This window comes from Burkholderia sp. BCC1047 (assembly GCF_902833155.1).
GTDB classification, from domain to species: Bacteria; Pseudomonadota; Gammaproteobacteria; order Burkholderiales; family Burkholderiaceae; genus Burkholderia; species Burkholderia sola.
This window is the reverse complement of record NZ_CADFEH010000024.1, coordinates 39145-55037: the sequence shown is the minus strand read 5'-3', so window position 1 is coordinate 55037 and position 15893 is coordinate 39145. Positions and strand designations below refer to the sequence as shown.

Annotated in this window: 12 protein-coding genes; 3 read left to right on the top strand and 9 right to left on the bottom strand. The window is 67.6% G+C overall.

Annotated elements, in window-relative coordinates; translation table 11 throughout:
- Positions 1-161 precede the first annotated feature (161 nt).
- Positions 162-1628: an FGGY family carbohydrate kinase gene (locus tag HWX55_RS23350; RefSeq protein WP_175977442.1), complete on the bottom strand. Its 1467-nt coding sequence runs from the start codon at positions 1626-1628 to the stop codon at positions 162-164.
- 439 nt (positions 1629-2067) lie between these two features.
- Here HWX55_RS23350 and HWX55_RS23345 point away from each other — a divergent pair, with 439 nt between their 5' ends.
- Positions 2068-3444 carry a nucleobase:cation symporter-2 family protein gene (locus HWX55_RS23345; protein WP_050016976.1) on the top strand — a complete coding sequence of 459 codons (1377 nt, stop codon included), beginning with the start codon at positions 2068-2070 and terminating at the stop codon, positions 3442-3444.
- A gap of 194 nt (positions 3445-3638) precedes the next feature.
- On the opposite strand, the gene HWX55_RS23340 is transcribed toward HWX55_RS23345, so the two are convergent.
- Genes HWX55_RS23340 through HWX55_RS23330 form a run of 3 tightly spaced genes read right to left on the bottom strand, consistent with a single transcriptional unit; the run spans position 3639 to position 9652 of the window.
- Complete coding sequence (locus HWX55_RS23340; protein WP_175977441.1) at positions 3639-5162, bottom strand: efflux transporter outer membrane subunit; 1524 nt, start codon at positions 5160-5162, stop codon at positions 3639-3641.
- Positions 5162-8362 carry an efflux RND transporter permease BpeB gene (gene bpeB, locus HWX55_RS23335; RefSeq protein ID WP_175977440.1) on the bottom strand — a complete coding sequence of 1067 codons (3201 nt, stop codon included), beginning with the start codon at positions 8360-8362 and terminating at the stop codon, positions 5162-5164. Before bpeB ends, HWX55_RS23340 begins: the two co-directional genes overlap by 1 nt.
- 15 nt (positions 8363-8377) lie before the next feature.
- Positions 8378-9652: an efflux RND transporter periplasmic adaptor subunit gene (locus HWX55_RS23330; RefSeq protein WP_175977439.1), complete on the bottom strand. Its 1275-nt coding sequence runs from the start codon at positions 9650-9652 to the stop codon at positions 8378-8380.
- 409 nt (positions 9653-10061) lie between these two features.
- Here HWX55_RS23330 and HWX55_RS23325 point away from each other — a divergent pair, with 409 nt between their 5' ends.
- Positions 10062-10703, top strand: a complete 642-nt coding sequence (locus tag HWX55_RS23325; protein WP_175977438.1) for a TetR family transcriptional regulator — start codon at positions 10062-10064, stop codon at positions 10701-10703.
- A 37-nt stretch (positions 10704-10740) separates the two neighbouring features.
- Here HWX55_RS23325 and HWX55_RS23320 read toward each other — a convergent pair whose 3' ends face one another.
- Positions 10741-11406: a cysteine hydrolase family protein gene (locus tag HWX55_RS23320; protein ID WP_175977437.1), complete on the bottom strand. Its 666-nt coding sequence runs from the start codon at positions 11404-11406 to the stop codon at positions 10741-10743.
- A 152-nt stretch (positions 11407-11558) separates the two neighbouring features.
- On the opposite strand from HWX55_RS23320, the gene HWX55_RS23315 reads away from it, so the two are divergent.
- Positions 11559-12563, top strand: a complete 1005-nt coding sequence (locus HWX55_RS23315; RefSeq protein ID WP_175977436.1) for a helix-turn-helix domain-containing protein — start codon at positions 11559-11561, stop codon at positions 12561-12563.
- A gap of 51 nt (positions 12564-12614) precedes the next feature.
- On the opposite strand, the gene HWX55_RS23310 is transcribed toward HWX55_RS23315, so the two are convergent.
- From HWX55_RS23310 to HWX55_RS23295, 4 genes are all read right to left on the bottom strand, one after another.
- Positions 12615-13322 (bottom strand): SRPBCC domain-containing protein, encoded by a 708-nt coding sequence (locus HWX55_RS23310; protein WP_175977435.1) that lies wholly within the window; start codon positions 13320-13322, stop codon positions 12615-12617.
- A 28-nt stretch (positions 13323-13350) separates the two neighbouring features.
- Complete coding sequence (locus HWX55_RS23305; protein ID WP_050014528.1) at positions 13351-13710, bottom strand: DUF427 domain-containing protein; 360 nt, start codon at positions 13708-13710, stop codon at positions 13351-13353.
- A gap of 128 nt (positions 13711-13838) precedes the next feature.
- Positions 13839-14276 carry a carboxypeptidase-like regulatory domain-containing protein gene (locus HWX55_RS23300; RefSeq protein ID WP_175977434.1) on the bottom strand — a complete coding sequence of 146 codons (438 nt, stop codon included), beginning with the start codon at positions 14274-14276 and terminating at the stop codon, positions 13839-13841.
- A gap of 104 nt (positions 14277-14380) precedes the next feature.
- Positions 14381-15862 (bottom strand): DegQ family serine endoprotease, encoded by a 1482-nt coding sequence (locus HWX55_RS23295; protein WP_175977433.1) that lies wholly within the window; start codon positions 15860-15862, stop codon positions 14381-14383.
- Positions 15863-15893 lie beyond the last annotated feature (31 nt).

Genomic DNA, 15893 nt, shown 5'->3' with positions numbered 1-15893 from the left:
GCCGGGGTTTCATGCAAAGCGGTCGAAGCCGTGCCGCGCGGCACGGCGCAAGAATATCGTGCTCGCCATGATGGCCGCTCCCGCCGCGCATCGCGTGCGCGAAACGGTCGCCGGCTTGCCAGGATGCGTCATCGCTGGCGCAAAAGAACAAGTGGTCGAGTTTAAACGCCCGTCGTGAACCATGCATCCGTGCGGGCATACAGATCGACGAAGCGCGCGTGGCGTGCGGCCAGCAGGCGGTCGTCGTGCGGTGCCGCGACCGGCGACGCAGCCGGCGCCAGCGCGCGCAACGCGTCTTCACGCCAATGCCCGATCGCGACGCCCGCGAGCAATGCGGCGCCGCGCGTCGCGGCGTTCGGGCAATCGATCGCGTACAGCGATGCGCCGAGCGCGTCGGCGAGCAACTGGCGCCAGCGCGGATCGACCGAGCCGCCGCCCGCGAGGCGCAGCGTCGTTACCGCGTCGCGGCGATCGGCGTCGCGGATCGCATCGAGCCCGGCGCGCAACGCGAACGCGACGCCTTCGAACGCGGCGCGCATCATCGCGCCGCGCGTGTCGCCGAGCCCGAGGCCGAGCCAGCCGCCGCGCGCATCGGGGTTCATCCACGGCGAACGCTCGCCGGTCAGGTACGGCAGGAAGCACAGCCGCTCGGACGCCGGCTGCGCGAACGCGTCGTCATACGCATCGGCCCATTGCGCGTAGCCGAGCCACCCGCGCACGGCTTCGAGCGCGAGCCCGACGTTCTGCATCGCCGCCATCGTGTAATAGCCGCCGCCCGTCGCCGCACGATAGCGATGCAAGCCGCGCCGCGCGGGCGGCAACGCATCCGCGAGCACGACGATCTGCCCGCCGCTGCCGGTCGTCAGCAACGCATCGCCTGCCGCGGCCAGCCCGCTGCCGAGCGCCGCGCATGCGGTGTCGGCAGCGCCCGTCGCGAGCGGCACGCCGGCCGGTAGACCGAGCGCGGCGGCGGCCTGCGCGCCGAGCACGCCACAGCGCGCGGAGGACGCGCGAACCGGCGCGAAGCGGTTGGCCGGCAGGCCGAGCGTGTCGATCAATGCACTGTCCCACGCGCCGTCGGGCGTCGCGAGCGCCGTTGCGCACGCATCGCTCGGATCGGCCGCCACGTCGCCGCCGAGCGCGATACGCAGCCAGTCCTTCGGCTGCACGGCCCAGCGCGCGGCGCGTAGCGCGTCGGGTTCGTGCGCCGCCAGCCAGCGCAGCAGCGGGCCCGCCATGCCGGGCGCGACGGGGTTCGGGACGACGGGTAATCCGGCGACGGGCAATCCGATGGCAGGCCAGTCGGCCGCGTCCGCCTCGCGCACCGCGCGTGTGTCGGGCCACAGCAGCGCGGGCCGCACCGGCTGGCCGGCCGCGTCGATCAGCACGACGCCATGCATCTGGCCCGAAAAGCCGATCGCCGCGACCTGCGTACGCTCGTCGGCCGGCAGCCGCGCGGCCGCGCGCACGAGCGCCTGCCACCACGCATCGGGCGCGATTTCGGCCCAGCCCGGCTGCGGCGACGACAACGCATAAGGTTCGCTCGCGACGGCGCGCTCGACGCCGTCGGCATCGAGCGTGACGAGTTTGACGGAGCCGGTGCCGAGGTCGATTCCGAGCAGGCGCATGAGCTAAGAGGGATTCGAATGAACGGATGTCGATGATAACGGGATCGCGATGCGCACCCCGCTTTTTGCCGCCGCGTCGACGCATCGACCGCGCGGTCGGGCCGGCGCATTCCACCGGGCTGCACCTTGCACGCAAAAGCGGCCGTTCGCGGGTTAACCCGGCACGATTTCCGAACACCGCTTTTTGCCACTATGCGGCCCGCCCGATACACACCATAAAGCACCCCATATTTGACAGGGGGGCCGGCGCTATTTTGAAGCGCTATAAAACCGGTACACCTCACTCCCGCGGCAGTTTCCCGATGATCGCCCCCCTGTTCCATACCGAAATGGCATATCGAACCAGCAAAGAACGGAATAGAACCCAGTGCTCTTGTTGCATGGATTCATTCCGAATAACTTCGTATCACCCCGAAAACAAGATCATGGAGTGAGACAGATGCAATCGAACACGGTCCATCCGTGCGATGAGGTGCTGCCGACCGGCAAGCTGGTAACGCTTGGCCTGCAGCACGTCCTCGTCATGTACGCCGGCGCCGTCGCCGTGCCGCTTATCGTCGGCGCGGCGCTCAAGCTGCCGAAAGACCAGATCGCGTTCCTGATCAGCGCCGATCTGTTTTCGTGCGGCATCGCCACGCTGATCCAGACGCTCGGCCTGTGGATCTTCGGGATCCGCCTGCCCGTCATCATGGGCTGCACGTTCGCGGCCGTCGGCCCGATGATCGCGATCGGCACGAATCCCGGCCTCGGCATTCTCGACATCTTCGGTTCGACCATCGCGGCCGGCATCATCGGCATCGTGCTCGCGCCGACGATCGGCAAGCTGTTGCGGTTCTTCCCGCCCGTGGTGGTCGGCACGGTGATCGCGGTGATCGGGCTGTCGCTGATGGAAGTGGGCATCAACTGGGCGGCCGGCGGCGTCGGCAACCCCGAGTACGGCAGCCCCGTCTATCTCGGCCTGTCGCTGCTCGTGCTGACGCTGATCCTGCTGATCAACAAGTTCGGCCGCGGCTTCATCGCGAACATCTCGGTGCTGCTCGGCATCGTCGCCGGTTTCGTGATCGCGTTCGCGATCGGCCGCGTGAACACGGAAGGCGTGTCGCTTGCACCGTGGGTCGGCTTCGTGATGCCGTTCCACTTCGGCTGGCCGCACTTCGACCCGCTGTCGATCGTGACGATGGTCACGGTGATGTTCGTCACGTTCATCGAATCGACCGGCATGTTCCTCGCGGTCGGCGACATGGTCGATCGCCCGGTCAACCAGGAGCGCCTGGTGCGCGGCCTGCGCGTCGACGGCCTCGGCACGCTGATCGGCGGCATCTTCAACTCGTTTCCGCATACGTCGTTCTCGCAGAACGTCGGTCTGATCGGCGTGACGGGCGTGAAGAGCCGCTTCGTGTGCGCGACGGGCGGCGTGATCCTCGTGCTGCTCGGGCTGTTCCCGAAGATGGCGCAGGTGGTCGCGTCGGTGCCGCCGTTCGTGCTCGGCGGCGCGGGCATCGTGATGTTCGGGATGGTCGCCGCGAACGGCATCAAGGTGCTGTCGAAGGTCGACTTCGTGAACAACTCGCACAACCTGTTCATCGTCGCCGTGAGCGTCGGCATGGGCCTCGTGCCGGTCGTGTCGCCGCACTTCTTCTCGAAGCTGCCGCCCGCGCTCGCGCCGATCCTGCACAGCGGCATCCTGCTCGCGTCGGCGTCGGCCGTGATCCTGAACATCGTGTTCAACGGCGTGAAAGGCGAAAAGGATGCGCGCTGCGAGATTCGGCGCGCGGGACATGACTTCGACGGGCGGCCCGCCGACGTGCATCACTGATCGCGCCGCGCCGGACGACGGCTCGACGCAGTAACGAAAAACGCCACGGCATGCCGTGGCGTTTTGCTTGATTCCCTGCACGATCCGACAGCGCAAAAGAGAACGCCACGGACTTTCGTCCGTGGCGTTCTCGTTTCCGGATACAGCCGGTTCGAAGCGCAAGCGCGGTAACCCGCGCCCGCCCTTTTCGATGCTTACCCGTTCGTCGCCGCTGCCGACGCAGGCGCCGGAGCCGCCGCCTTGTCGTAGTCGACCGGCGCATCCGGCGCGCGCGGCGCTTCGCCGGCGCGCTGGATCCACCCGCCGCCGAGTGCGCGGTACAGATCGACCAGGTTCGTCCAGCGCGCCAGGCGCGCGCTGATCAGCGACTGCTGCGCGGAGTACAGATCCGTCTGCGCGGTCAGCACCGACAGATAGCTGTCCACACCGTTCTTGTAACGCAGGTCCGACAGGTCGAAGCGACGCTGCTGCGCGTGCTCGTTGCGCTCGAGCGCCGCGATCTGCTGATCGTACGTACCGCGTGCGGCGAGGCCGTCCGATACCTCGCGGAACGCCGACTGGATCGCCTTCTCGTAGTTCGCGATCTCGATGCGCTTCTGCACATGCGCGAGGTTCAGGTTCGCGATGTTCTGACCGCCTTCGAAGATCGGCATCGTGATCTGCGGCGCGAACGACCATGCCGCCGTGCCGGCCTTGAACAGGCCGCCCAGCGTCGGGCTGCCGGTGCCGAACGCGCCCGTCAGCGAGATCTTCGGGAAGAACGCCGCGCGGGCCGCGCCGATGTTCGCGTTCGCGGCCAGCAGCGTCTGCTCGGCCTGCATCACGTCCGGACGACGCGTCAGCAAGTCCGACGGCAGCCCAGCCGGCACGTCCGTCAGCAGGTTCTGCGCGTCGAGCGGCATGCCCGCCGGCAGATCGTCCGGCAGCGGCTCGCCGATCAGCAGCACCAGCGCATTCAGCGCCTGCGCACGCGCACGCGCCTGCGCCTGCTGGTTCGCGAGCGCCGTCTCGACCACCGTCTGCGCCTGACGCAGCTCGAGCTCGGAGCCCGTGCCGTTGTCGAATTGCAGCTTGGTCAGGTCGTACGACGCCTGCGCGGTCTTCAGCGTGTCCTCCGTGACCTTCAGCAGGTCATCGGTCGACAGCAGCGTCAGGTACTGATCCGCCACCTGCGACACCAGCGAGATCTCCGACGCCTGCCGTGCGTACGACGTCGACAGGTACTGCGCGAGCGCTTGGTCCTTCAGGCTCTGCACGCGGCCAAACAGGTCGAGCTCCCACGACGCCGACAGCCCGACGTTGTAGGCGCGCGAGATGTACGGCGCACCGGTCTGCGAAAGACCCTGCGGCACGCGCTGGATGCTGCCCGTGCCCGTCCCGTCGAGCGTCGGAAACAGCCCCGCACGCGTGATCTGGTACTGCGCACGCGCGGCCTCGACGTTCAGCACCGACACGCGCAGGTCGCGGTTGTTTTTCAGCGCGATCTCGATCAGCCGCTGCAGGCGCGGATCGACGAAGAACTCGCGCCAGCCGATGGCAGTCGCCGCCTGGCCGTTCGCGCTGCGCGCGCCGGCCGCACCCGGCTGCGTCGCGTAGACGCCGCCGGCCGGGTACGCCTGCGCGACGGGCGCGTCGGGCCGCGTGTAATGCGGCGCCATCGTGCAGCCCGTGGCAAAGAGCGCGACTGCGATTGCAGTCAAAGCGTGTTTTTGCATCATCACTGTCCCTTGTTGCCTTGGTCGCCGTTGCCCGGCTTCTCTTCGTGGTGCGAGTGCTCCTGAGCCAGGCGCAGCGCCTCGTCGGCATCTTCCTTCTCGCCGCTGAAGATCGCACGGATCTTCACGAAGAACATCGGGATCATGAAGATCGCGAGGAACGTCGCCGTGATCATCCCGCCGATCACGCCCGTACCGATCGCGTGCTGGCTGGCCGAACCCGCGCCGTTGCTGATCGCGAGCGGCATCACGCCGAGAATGAACGCGAGCGATGTCATCAGGATCGGACGCAGCCGCAGGCGCGCCGCTTCCAGCGCGGCCTCGATCGGCCCCATCTTCTCCGTCTGCTGCAGTTCGCGCGCGAACTCGACGATCAGGATCGCGTTCTTCGCGGACAAGCCCACGGTGGTCAGCAGGCCGACTTGGAAGAACACGTCGTTCTCGAGGCCGCGCATCGTGGCCGCGAGCAGCGCACCGATCACGCCGAGCGGCACGACCATGATCACCGAGAACGGGATCGACCAGCTTTCATACAGCGCCGCGAGACACAGGAACACGACGAGGATCGAGATCGCGTACAGGATCGGCGCCTGCGAACCGGACTGGATTTCCTGGAACGACAGGCCCGTCCACGAATAGCCGATACCGACCGGCAGCTTCTTCGCGAGCGTTTCCATCGCGGCCATCGCCTGACCGGTCGACTTGCCCGGTGCGGCCTGGCCCTGGATTTCCATCGCCGACACGCCGTTGTAGCGCTCGAGCTTCGGCGAACCGTACGTCCAGTGACCGGTCGCGAACGCGCTGAACGGCACCATCCCGCCCGACCCGTTGCGCACGTACCAGATGTTCATGTCTTCCGGCGTCATCCGGAACGGCGCGTCGGCCTGCACGTACACCTTCTTGATCCGGCCGTCGGTGTCGAGGAAGTTGTTCACGTACTTCGACGCCCACGCGATCGAGAACGTCTGGTCGATCGCATCCGCCGTCACGCCCAGTGCATTCGCCTTCTCGCGGTCGATGTCGACCTTGTACTGCGGCGTATCGTTCAGGCCGTTCGGACGGACACCCTGCAGCGTCGGATCCTTCGAAGCCATCCCGAGCAGCTGGTTACGCGCGGCCATCAGCGCGTCGTGGCCGAGACCGGCGTTGTCCGTCAGCTCGAAGTCGAAGCCGGCAGCGGTACCGAGTTCCGGAATCGACGGCGGGTTGAACGGAATCACGAGCGCGTCCTTGTAGCTCCCGTAACGCCCGAACATCCGGCCGATCAGCGCCTGCACCTTCTGGTTCGCATGCTGACGCTGCGAATAGTCCTTCAGGCGGACGAACACGAGACCGGAGTTCTGGCCGCGGCCCGCGAAGCTGAAGCCGTTGACCGTGAACGCCGATTCGACGATTTCCTTCTCGTCCTTCAGCAGGTAGTCGGAAATGTTCGCGAGCGTCTTCGCGGTCGTTTCCTGCGTCGAACCCGACGGCGTCTGCACGATCACGAACATCAGACCCTGGTCTTCATCGGGCAGGAACGACTTCGGCAGGCGCACGAACAGCAGCCCGACCGCGACGATCACGACCAGATAGATGATGAGCCAGCGGCCCGAGCGCTTGATCACGTGGTGCACGCCGACGTGGTACTTGTCGCGGCTGGTGTTGAACGTGCGGTTGAACCAGCCGAAGAAGCCCTTCTTCTCTTCGTGGTGCCCTTGCGGGATCGGCTTGAGGATCGTCGCGCACAGGGCCGGCGTCAGAATCAACGCGACCAGCACCGACAGCACCATCGCCGACACGATCGTCAGCGAGAACTGACGATAGATCGCGCCGACCGAGCCGCCCGAGAACGCGACCGGCACGAACACCGCCGACAGCACGAGCGCCACGCCGACGAGTGCGCCGGTGATCTGGCCCATCGCCTTGCGGGTCGCCTCCTTCGGCGACAGCCCCTCTTCCGCCATCACGCGCTCGACGTTCTCGACCACCACGATCGCATCGTCGACCAGCAGGCCGATCGCGAGCACGAGGCCGAACATCGACAGCGTGTTGATCGAGAAGCCGACCATCGACATGATCGCGAACGTACCGAGCAGCACGACCGGCACCGCGATCGTCGGGATGATCGTCGCCCGCAGGTTCTGCAGGAACAGATACATCACGAGGAACACGAGCACGATACCTTCGAGCAGCGTCTTGACCACTTCCTCGATCGACAGCTTCACGAACGGCGTCGTGTCGTACGGATACTTGACGACGAGGCCGTGCGGGAAGAACGGTGCGAGCTCGTCGATCTTCGCGCGCACGGCCTTCGCGGTCGCGAGCGCGTTCGCGTTGGTCGCGAGCTGGATACCGAGTGCCGCGGTCGGCTGACCGTTGTACTTCGTGTCGAAGTTGTAGTTTTCGCCGCCGAGGCCGATCTGCGCGACGTCCTTCAGGCGAACCTGCGAGCCGTCCTGGTTGACCTTCAGCAGGATGTTGCCGAACTGCGCGGGCGTCTGCAGCAGCGTCGATTCGGTGATCGTCGCCTGCAGCACGGTGCCCGGCTTGGCCGGCGTGCCGCCGATCTGGCCGCCCGCGATCTGCACGTTCTGCGCGGTGATCGCCGAGCTGACGTCGACCGGCGTGAGGCCGTAGTTGGTCAGGCGGTTCGGATCGAGCCAGATCCGCATCGCGTACTGCGAGCCGAACAGCGTGACGGTACCGACGCCGTTCAGCCGGCTGATCGGATCCTTCACGTGCGACGCCACGAAGTTCGCGAGGTCGTACTTGTTCATGCTGCCGTCTTCGGAGTTGAAGGCGAGCACCAGCAGGAAGCTGCTGCTCGACTTCGTGACCGACAGACCGAGCTGCTGCACGACCTGCGGCAGAACCGGCGTCGCGAGCGACAGCTTGTTCTGCACCTGCACCTGCGCGATGTCGGCATTGGTGCCCGGCGCGAAGGTCAGCGTGATCGTTGCGTTGCCCGAGTCGTCACTCGTCGACGACATGTACAGGAAGTTGTCGAGACCGCTCATCTGCTGCTCGATCACCTGCGTCACCGTGTCTTCCACCGTCTTAGCGGAAGCGCCCGGGTAGTTCGCGGTGATCTGGATCGATGGCGGCGCGATCGTCGGATACTGCGAGATCGGCAGCGTGAAGATCGCCGCAACCCCGGCCAGCATCAGGATGATGGCGATCACCCACGCGAAGATCGGGCGATCGATAAAAAACTTTGCCATGAAGCAGGCTCCCTGTTATTTCGCGCTCGAGGCAGCAGCAGCACTCGCCGGCGCGGCGCCCGATGCGGCGGCACCGGAAGCGGCAGCGGCGCCGGACCCGGCGGCGGCCGGCGCGGCGGGGGCAGCAGCACCCGAGGCGGCATCGGCCGCCGGTGCGAGCTGCGCGGGGACCGTCTTCACGGTCGCGCCCGGGCGCACCTTGTCGACGCCTTGCACGATCACGTGATCGCCCGCCTGCAGACCGCCTTCGACGACCCAGTTCTGGCCTTGCATGCCGGTGGTCTTCAGCGGCCGCGGCTCGACCTTGTTGCTGGCGTTCACCACCATCGCGATCGCCTGCCCCTTCTGGTCGTGCGTGACGCCGATCTGCGGCACCAGGAACGCGTTCTCGTTCACGCCTTCCTCGATCCGTGCACGCACGAACATCCCCGGCAGCAGCACGCGGCCCGGGTTCGGGAACACCGCGCGGATCGTCACCGAGCCGGTGGTCTGGTCGACCGTCACGTCCGAGAACTGCAGCTTGCCGGCTTCCGAATACGTCTTGCCGTCTTCGAGGATCAGCGACACCTTCGCCGCGCCCGGGCCGCTCGTCTTCAGACGGCCGCTCTGCACGTCCTGACGCAGCTTCAGCCCTTCGAGGCTCGACTGCGTGAGGTCGACGTACACCGGATCGAGCTGCTGCACCGTCGACATCAGCGTCGCCTGGCTCGCCTGCACGTACGCGCCCGGCGTCACCTGCGAGATGCCGACGCGGCCGCTGATCGGCGACACGACGTCCGTATAGCCGAGATTGATCTGCGCGGTGTCGACCGCTGCCTTGCCGGCCGCGACGTCCGCCGCGGCCTGGCCTTGCGTGGCGACCGCGTTGTCGTAGTCCTGCTTGCTGACCGCGTTCGCCGCAACCAGCACCTTGTAGCGCGCGACCAGCGCGTTCTGCGTGACGAGGTTCGCCTGCGCCTTCGCGAGCGTCGCCTTCGCGCTGTTCAGCGCGGCGATGTACGGCGCCGGATCGATCTTGTAGAGACGCTGACCGGCCTTGACGTCGGTGCCTTCGGTGAATTCGCGGCGCAGCACGATGCCGTCGACCCGCGCGCGGACCTGCGCGACGAGGAATGCACTGGTGCGACCCGGCAGGTCGGTGAAGACCGGTACGGCTTGCGGCTGGACGGTGACGACGCCGACTTCCGGCGTTTGCGGCGGCGGTGCCGATTCTTTTTTCCCGCACGCGGCCAGGAAAACGGCGGCCGTCGCGACAGTGATTAAGCGGTATGGAACCCGTTCGACGCGCATGGAGCGACCTCTGTGTATAACCAATGGAATAAGTGCCGCGCCCGAGCGGAGCGCAACACGGATGCGCCTCGCGGCGCTGATCGAACACCTGAATTACTGGACTGCTAGAGACTGCTGGATACAGCAAGTCGGCACGAGACCTCCGTGCCGACGGGACGCCGCGAACTGCGGACAAGTACTAGGGCGGGAATCAGCAGAGTGGGATATTAACTGATTGCCACTTGGGTCATTCGATCGTAGGGTGGTATTGTATATACATTCACGAATGTATGTAAAAAGCCCGTTTGTACGCCGCCGACTGTCCAGTCTTACGAATTGTTACCGGAAGCAAGCATAGCCCGTCTGCATGACGGCGACGAGGGGTGGCGGACCCCATATTCACCGACGATCGATCCAATCAGGCCTGCACATGGTCAGACGTACCAAGGAGGAGGCGCTCGAGACGCGCAATCGCATTCTCGACGCCGCCGAACACGTGTTCTTCGAGAAAGGCGTGTCGCACACGTCGCTCGCGGACATCGCCAAGCACGCCGGCGTGACGCGCGGCGCGATCTACTGGCATTTCGCGAACAAGAGCGAACTGTTCGATGCGATGTTCAACCGCGTGCTCCTGCCGATCGACGAACTGAAGCGGATGCCGCTCGACGCGCCGGGCGGCAATCCGCTCGAGAAGGTGCGCCAGATCCTGATCTGGTGCCTGCTCGGCGTGCAGCGCGACCCGCAGTTGCGCCGCGTGTTCAGCATCATGTTCATGAAGTGCGAATACGTCGCGGACATGGAGCCGCTGTTGCAGCGCAATCGCGCGGGGATGAGCGAGGCGCTGCACATGATCGACGCCGATCTCGCGGTGGCCGTGGGGCTCAAGCTGCTGCCCGAGCGGCTCGACACATGGCGCGCGACGCTGATGCTGCACACGCTCGTCAGCGGCTTCGTGCGCGACATGCTGATGCTGCCCGACGAGATCGACGCCGAGCAGCATGCGGAAAAGCTCGTGGACGGCTGCTTCGACATGCTGCGCTACAGCCCGGCGATGCTGAAGGACGGCGACTGACCGCGCGGCGCGTCGCACGCCCTGTCGCCGCGCGGGGTCAGGCCGCCTTCGCGCGCCGCGCGCGGGCCCGCCGGTTCGACGCGGCCACCGAATCGCGCGCCGGCATCGGCGCGCCGGCCAGTCCCGCGATCCACGCGTCGGTCGACATCACCGCCGCGAAATTCGACTGGAACACCACCCCGTACGCGCGGTGAATCTCTTCGGCGCTCACCGCGCCCGCTTCGTTCTCGTAGGGCAGCGTGCCCGTCGCGTCGTTCAGGTACTCGACCTTCAGCCCCGCATGCGCCGCGTGATAGACCGTCGACGCATTGCAGTTGTGCGTCATGTAGCCGGCCACCGCGAGCGTGTCGATCCCGTGCGCGTCGAGCCACGCGGCGAGATCGGTGCCGGCGAACGAGCTTGCCTGCGCCTTCTCGATCCGATGCGCGTACGGCCGGCTCGCGACCACGGCGTGCAGCGCGACGCCGTCGCTGCCGGGCGCGAAAATCGGCGCGCCCGCCGACGCGACGTGCTGCACCACGATCACCGGCACGCCGGCCGCGTGCGCGGCGTCGATCGCGCGGCCGATGTTCGCGAGCGACACGTCGAGCGGCGGATATTCGATCGGCAGGTTGCCCGTCACGTATTCGTTCTGCACGTCGATCACGATCAGTGCGCGGCGGTTGGCGGGACGGGAAGCGGAATGCGAGGCGGCGTTCGACATGGCGAGCTCCTGGTCGGGAGGCGCTGCCCCGCCCCGGAGCGGGGCGGCCAGCAGTGCGATGCGATGCATTGTCGGGCCGCGTGGCGCGCGTCGATAGTGGCCCGATAGCCATTCTTCGATAAAATCGGGCCATCGCCGTTCCGGAGTCCGCCATGCCCGCCGTCGCCTCGTCCCCGTCCGCTCCGACCGTCGTCGCCGTGATCGCGTACGACGGCATCAGCCCGTTCCATCTGTCGGTGCCGTCGGTCGTGTTCGGCAAGGAACGCGATGCGGCCGTGTCGCCCGTGTTCGAATTCCGCGTCTGCTCGGCCGAGCGCGGCCCGCTCGCGACCACGGGCGGCTTCACGATCACCGCGCCGTACGGGCTCGACGCGCTCGACGATGCGGACATCGTCATCGTGCCTTCGTGGCGCGACCCGGACGAAACGCCGCCCGACGCGCTGCTCGATGCGGTGCGCGCGGTCGCCGCGCGCGGCGCCGAGCTCGTCGGCCTGTGCCTCGGCGCGTACGTGCTCGCCGCGGCGGGCCTGCTCGACGGCCGACCGGCCACCACGCACTGGGCGTGGGCCGACGATTTCGCGCAACGCTTTCCGCGCGTGCGACTCGATCCCGACGTGCTGTACGTGGACGACGGCAACCTGATGACGTCGGCCGGCACGGCGGCAGGCCTCGACTGCTGCCTGCACGTCGTGCGGCGACGCTTCGGCTCGGACGCCGCGAACCGGATCGCGCGCCGCCTCGTGATCCCGCCGCACCGCCAGGGCGGCCAGGCCCAGTACGTGCCGCAACCGGTCGCCGCGCACCCGCGCGATGCGCGGCTCGCGGGCCTGCTCGATTGGGTGCGCGCCCATCTCGACGCCGCGCATAGCGTCGATTCGCTGGCCGAACGCGTGCTGATGAGCCGGCGCACGTTCACGCGCCACTTCCGCCAGGCGACGGGCACGACCGTCACCGCGTGGCTGCAGGCCGAGCGGCTCGCGCGCGCGCAGCATCTGCTCGAAACCACCGGACAATCGATCGACGCGATCGCGCAGGCGGCCGGCTACGGCTCGAGCGTGTCGCTGCGCCAGCATTTCGCGGGCGCGCTCGGCACGTCGCCGTCTGCGTATCGAAGGGAATTTCGCGGCGCCGGGGCCGGTGCCGACGCGGGACGGTGATACGCGCCGGGCGGGCGCGACGCAGGCCGTGACGCGGAACCGGGCGACCGCTCAGCCGCCGTTGAACCAGCGTGCCGCGTAAAGCAGCAGCGCGACGAACACGATCATCGCCGCCCAGGCCCACACGGGCACCGTGCCGGAATCGCGATGCCGGAGCGCGCTCGCCGCCCGCCCGCTCAGCGTACCGCCGAGATGCGGCGGCAGCGAACGCTTCGTCGCGGCCATCAGCGATGCCGGCCGCAGAAAGACATGCTGGCGTCGCTGCGCGGCGGCGCTTGCGCGATTCGGCGCGAGGCCGTGCTTCGCCTGGACGACCGCGCAGAACTCGCGGAAGAATGCGTCGGTCCATTCGCGCAGCGCATTGTCGATCTGCCGCCCCGGCAACTCCGCGAGCGGCCCGCTCGCCGTCGCCCAGACCACGTACTCGATGCGCGTGGCGGTCGCATCGTCATCCGGCATCAGCACCAGCTCGACCTGGCCGCGCAGCGCGCCGAGGCCGTCGGCCCGCGCCTTGAAGTTGACCACGCGGCGCGGCTGCCCTTGCGTGTCGCCCTGTTCGGCGGCCGCATGCGCGCGCACGTCGTAGCGGGCGCGCAGCGGGCCGAGCGGCACCGTGATCGTCAGCGCGAACTCGCCGTGCGCGAGTTTCACGAACGATTCGCAATGATCGAAGCTCGCCCGCAGCAGCGCGAGATCCTCCAGCGCTTCCCGCACGACAGGCGGCGCGAGCGGTACGCGTAACGTGTCGTTCAATTCCATGACGCCTCCCCGATGAACGCGCGCCGCATCAGGACGTCTCGACGAGACTGTCGACCCGTGCGACATCGAAGGCGACGTAGTGCGCGAGCACGGCGGCCGCCTCCTTCGGTTCTTCGTAACTCCATGCGGCGTTCTCGATCACGCCGTCTTCCGTCTGCAAGTCGAAATGCACGGCCTGCCCCCTGAACGGGCAGGCGGTCGTGACGCCCGATTTCACGAGCCGGCGCATGTTGACGTCGCTGCGCGGCAGGTAGTGGATGTCCGGGAGCCCCGCTTCACGCACGGTCAGCGCGCCGTGCGAATCGGCATAGGTGATGCCGCGATGGATCACGCGCACGCGATGACGGTTCGGCACGATTTCGAGTCGGGGGTCGGCTGCATCGGACATCGTTTCTCCTTCGGGCGGCCGCCAGGCCGGGCAGGAAACGAAAAAGCCACGGCACGCATGCCGTGGCTTTCATTATGGGCGAAACTTCGTCCGATTGCGCGTCCCGGGCCCGGGACGCGCGCGGGCGGCTACTGCGCACTCCACTGGAACGCGGCTTTCGCGCCGCCCTTCGCGCCGACCGTGACGGCGCGCGATTCGTCGCTGCCCTGGTACGACGCATGCACCGTATAGCGCCCCGGCGGCAGCTTCACCAGCATGTACGGCCCGCGCGCGTCGGTCGCCAGCACCTCGGTGCCCTTGCCGTCGACGATCCGGACATGGACGTCGGCCAGGAACTCGCCGCCCTTGCCGGTGAAGCGCAGCGCCAGCGGCCATGACGCCTCGTTACTCTGGAATGCCGTCGACTGGTCCTTGCCGATACCGCCCGACACATAGCTGATATCGCCTTGCTGGCTCGCGGCGGGCAGACCGTCCGACTGCGCGTACGCGCCGGTCGCACCGGTCGCGAGGCCGGCGGTCAGCGCCGCGGCGACGGCAAATCGGGACACGTTGCGTAGATGTTGCATGGCTCTCTCCTTGGGGTCGGAACACATACGGGGCGCAGCGTCACGCGATCGAGCGGCGGCGGCGCCCGCCGCGGCCGGCCGGGCCGGCCGTCGGCCGTGGCCGGTCAGCTCAGGTCGACCGGCACGAAGATCTGTGCATTATCGCGCTGGATCAACAGAGCAAGACTGTTGCCCGCGCCCTTCACCGCGTCGCGCAACTGCTCGGGGCTCGTGACGGGGCGGCCGTTCACCGCGAGGATCACGTCGCCGGGCTGGATGCCCGCGTTGGCGGCCGGCCCGCCGGCCTGCTGCACGATCAGCCCGTGCGACAGGTTGTCCGCGTTGCGCTCCTGCGGCGACAGCGGGCGCACCGCGACGCCCAGGCGGCCCTGCTCGACCGGCCCGCCGTCGTTCGACGCGAGCTTCGCATCGGCCATCGCGCCGAGCGTCACGCTGATCGACTTCTTCGACTTGTCGCGCCAGATCTGCAGGTCGGCCTTCGAACCCGGCTTCAGGTTCGCGATCTGCGCGGGCAGCGATGTCGAATCGGCGACCGGCGAACCGTTGACCGACAGGATCACGTCGCCCGGCTGCAGGCCGGCCTTCGCGGCCGGACCGTTGGCGTCGACCGAGCTGACGAGCGCGCCGTCCGGCTTCGGCAGCCCGAACGAGCTCGCGAGCGTCTGGTTCAGCCCCTGCACGGCCACGCCGAGACGGCCGCGGCTCACGTGGCCCGTCTTCACGAGCTCGTCCTTCACCTTGATCGCCTCGTTGATCGGGATCGCGAACGACAGGCCCTGGAAGCCGCCCGTCTGCGAGTAGATCATCGAGTTGATGCCGATCACCTCGCCTTGCAGGTTGAACAGCGGGCCGCCCGAGTTGCCCGGGTTCACCGGCACGTCGGTCTGGATGAACGGCGTGTAGTTCTCGTCCGGCAGCGCGCGCGACTTCGCGCTGATGATGCCCGACGTGACCGTGTTGTCGAAGCCGTACGGCGAGCCGATCGCGACGACCCACTGGCCGACCTTGCTCTGCGCCGGATCGCCGATCTTCACGGTCGGCAGGCCGCTCGCGTCGATCTTCAGCACGGCGACGTCGGACTGCTTGTCGGAGCCGACGACCTTCGCCTTGTATTCGCGCTTGTCGGTCAGCTTGACCGTGACGACGTTCGCGCCGTCGATCACGTGCGCATTGGTGAGGATGTACCCGTCGGCGCTGACGATGAAGCCCGACCCGAGGCTCGCGCTCGGCTGGTCGTCCGGCTGTGCGTCGCCGCCCATGCCCGGCACCTGGCCGTAGAAGTGCTTGAAGAACTGGTAGAACGGGTCGCTCGGATCGATCGGCAGTTGCGGCTGCGGCGCGCGCCGCGACACCTGCTTCACGACATGCTTCGCGCTGATGTTCACGACCGCCGGGCCGTAGGTCTCGACGAGCCCGGAGAAATCGGGAATGCCGGTCTTGGCGGCGGCTTCGGCCGGCATCATGGCGGCCTGCGCGGGCGTGATGATCTGCGGATCGGCGCGGCGGGTACCGGCGAAATAGCCTGCCGACAGGGCGGCCGCCACGGCGACCGCGACGGTGCCGCGTGCAAGGAATCGGGTGTTCATCGTAGGACCTCCTCGTTGTTAGGACGCAGCG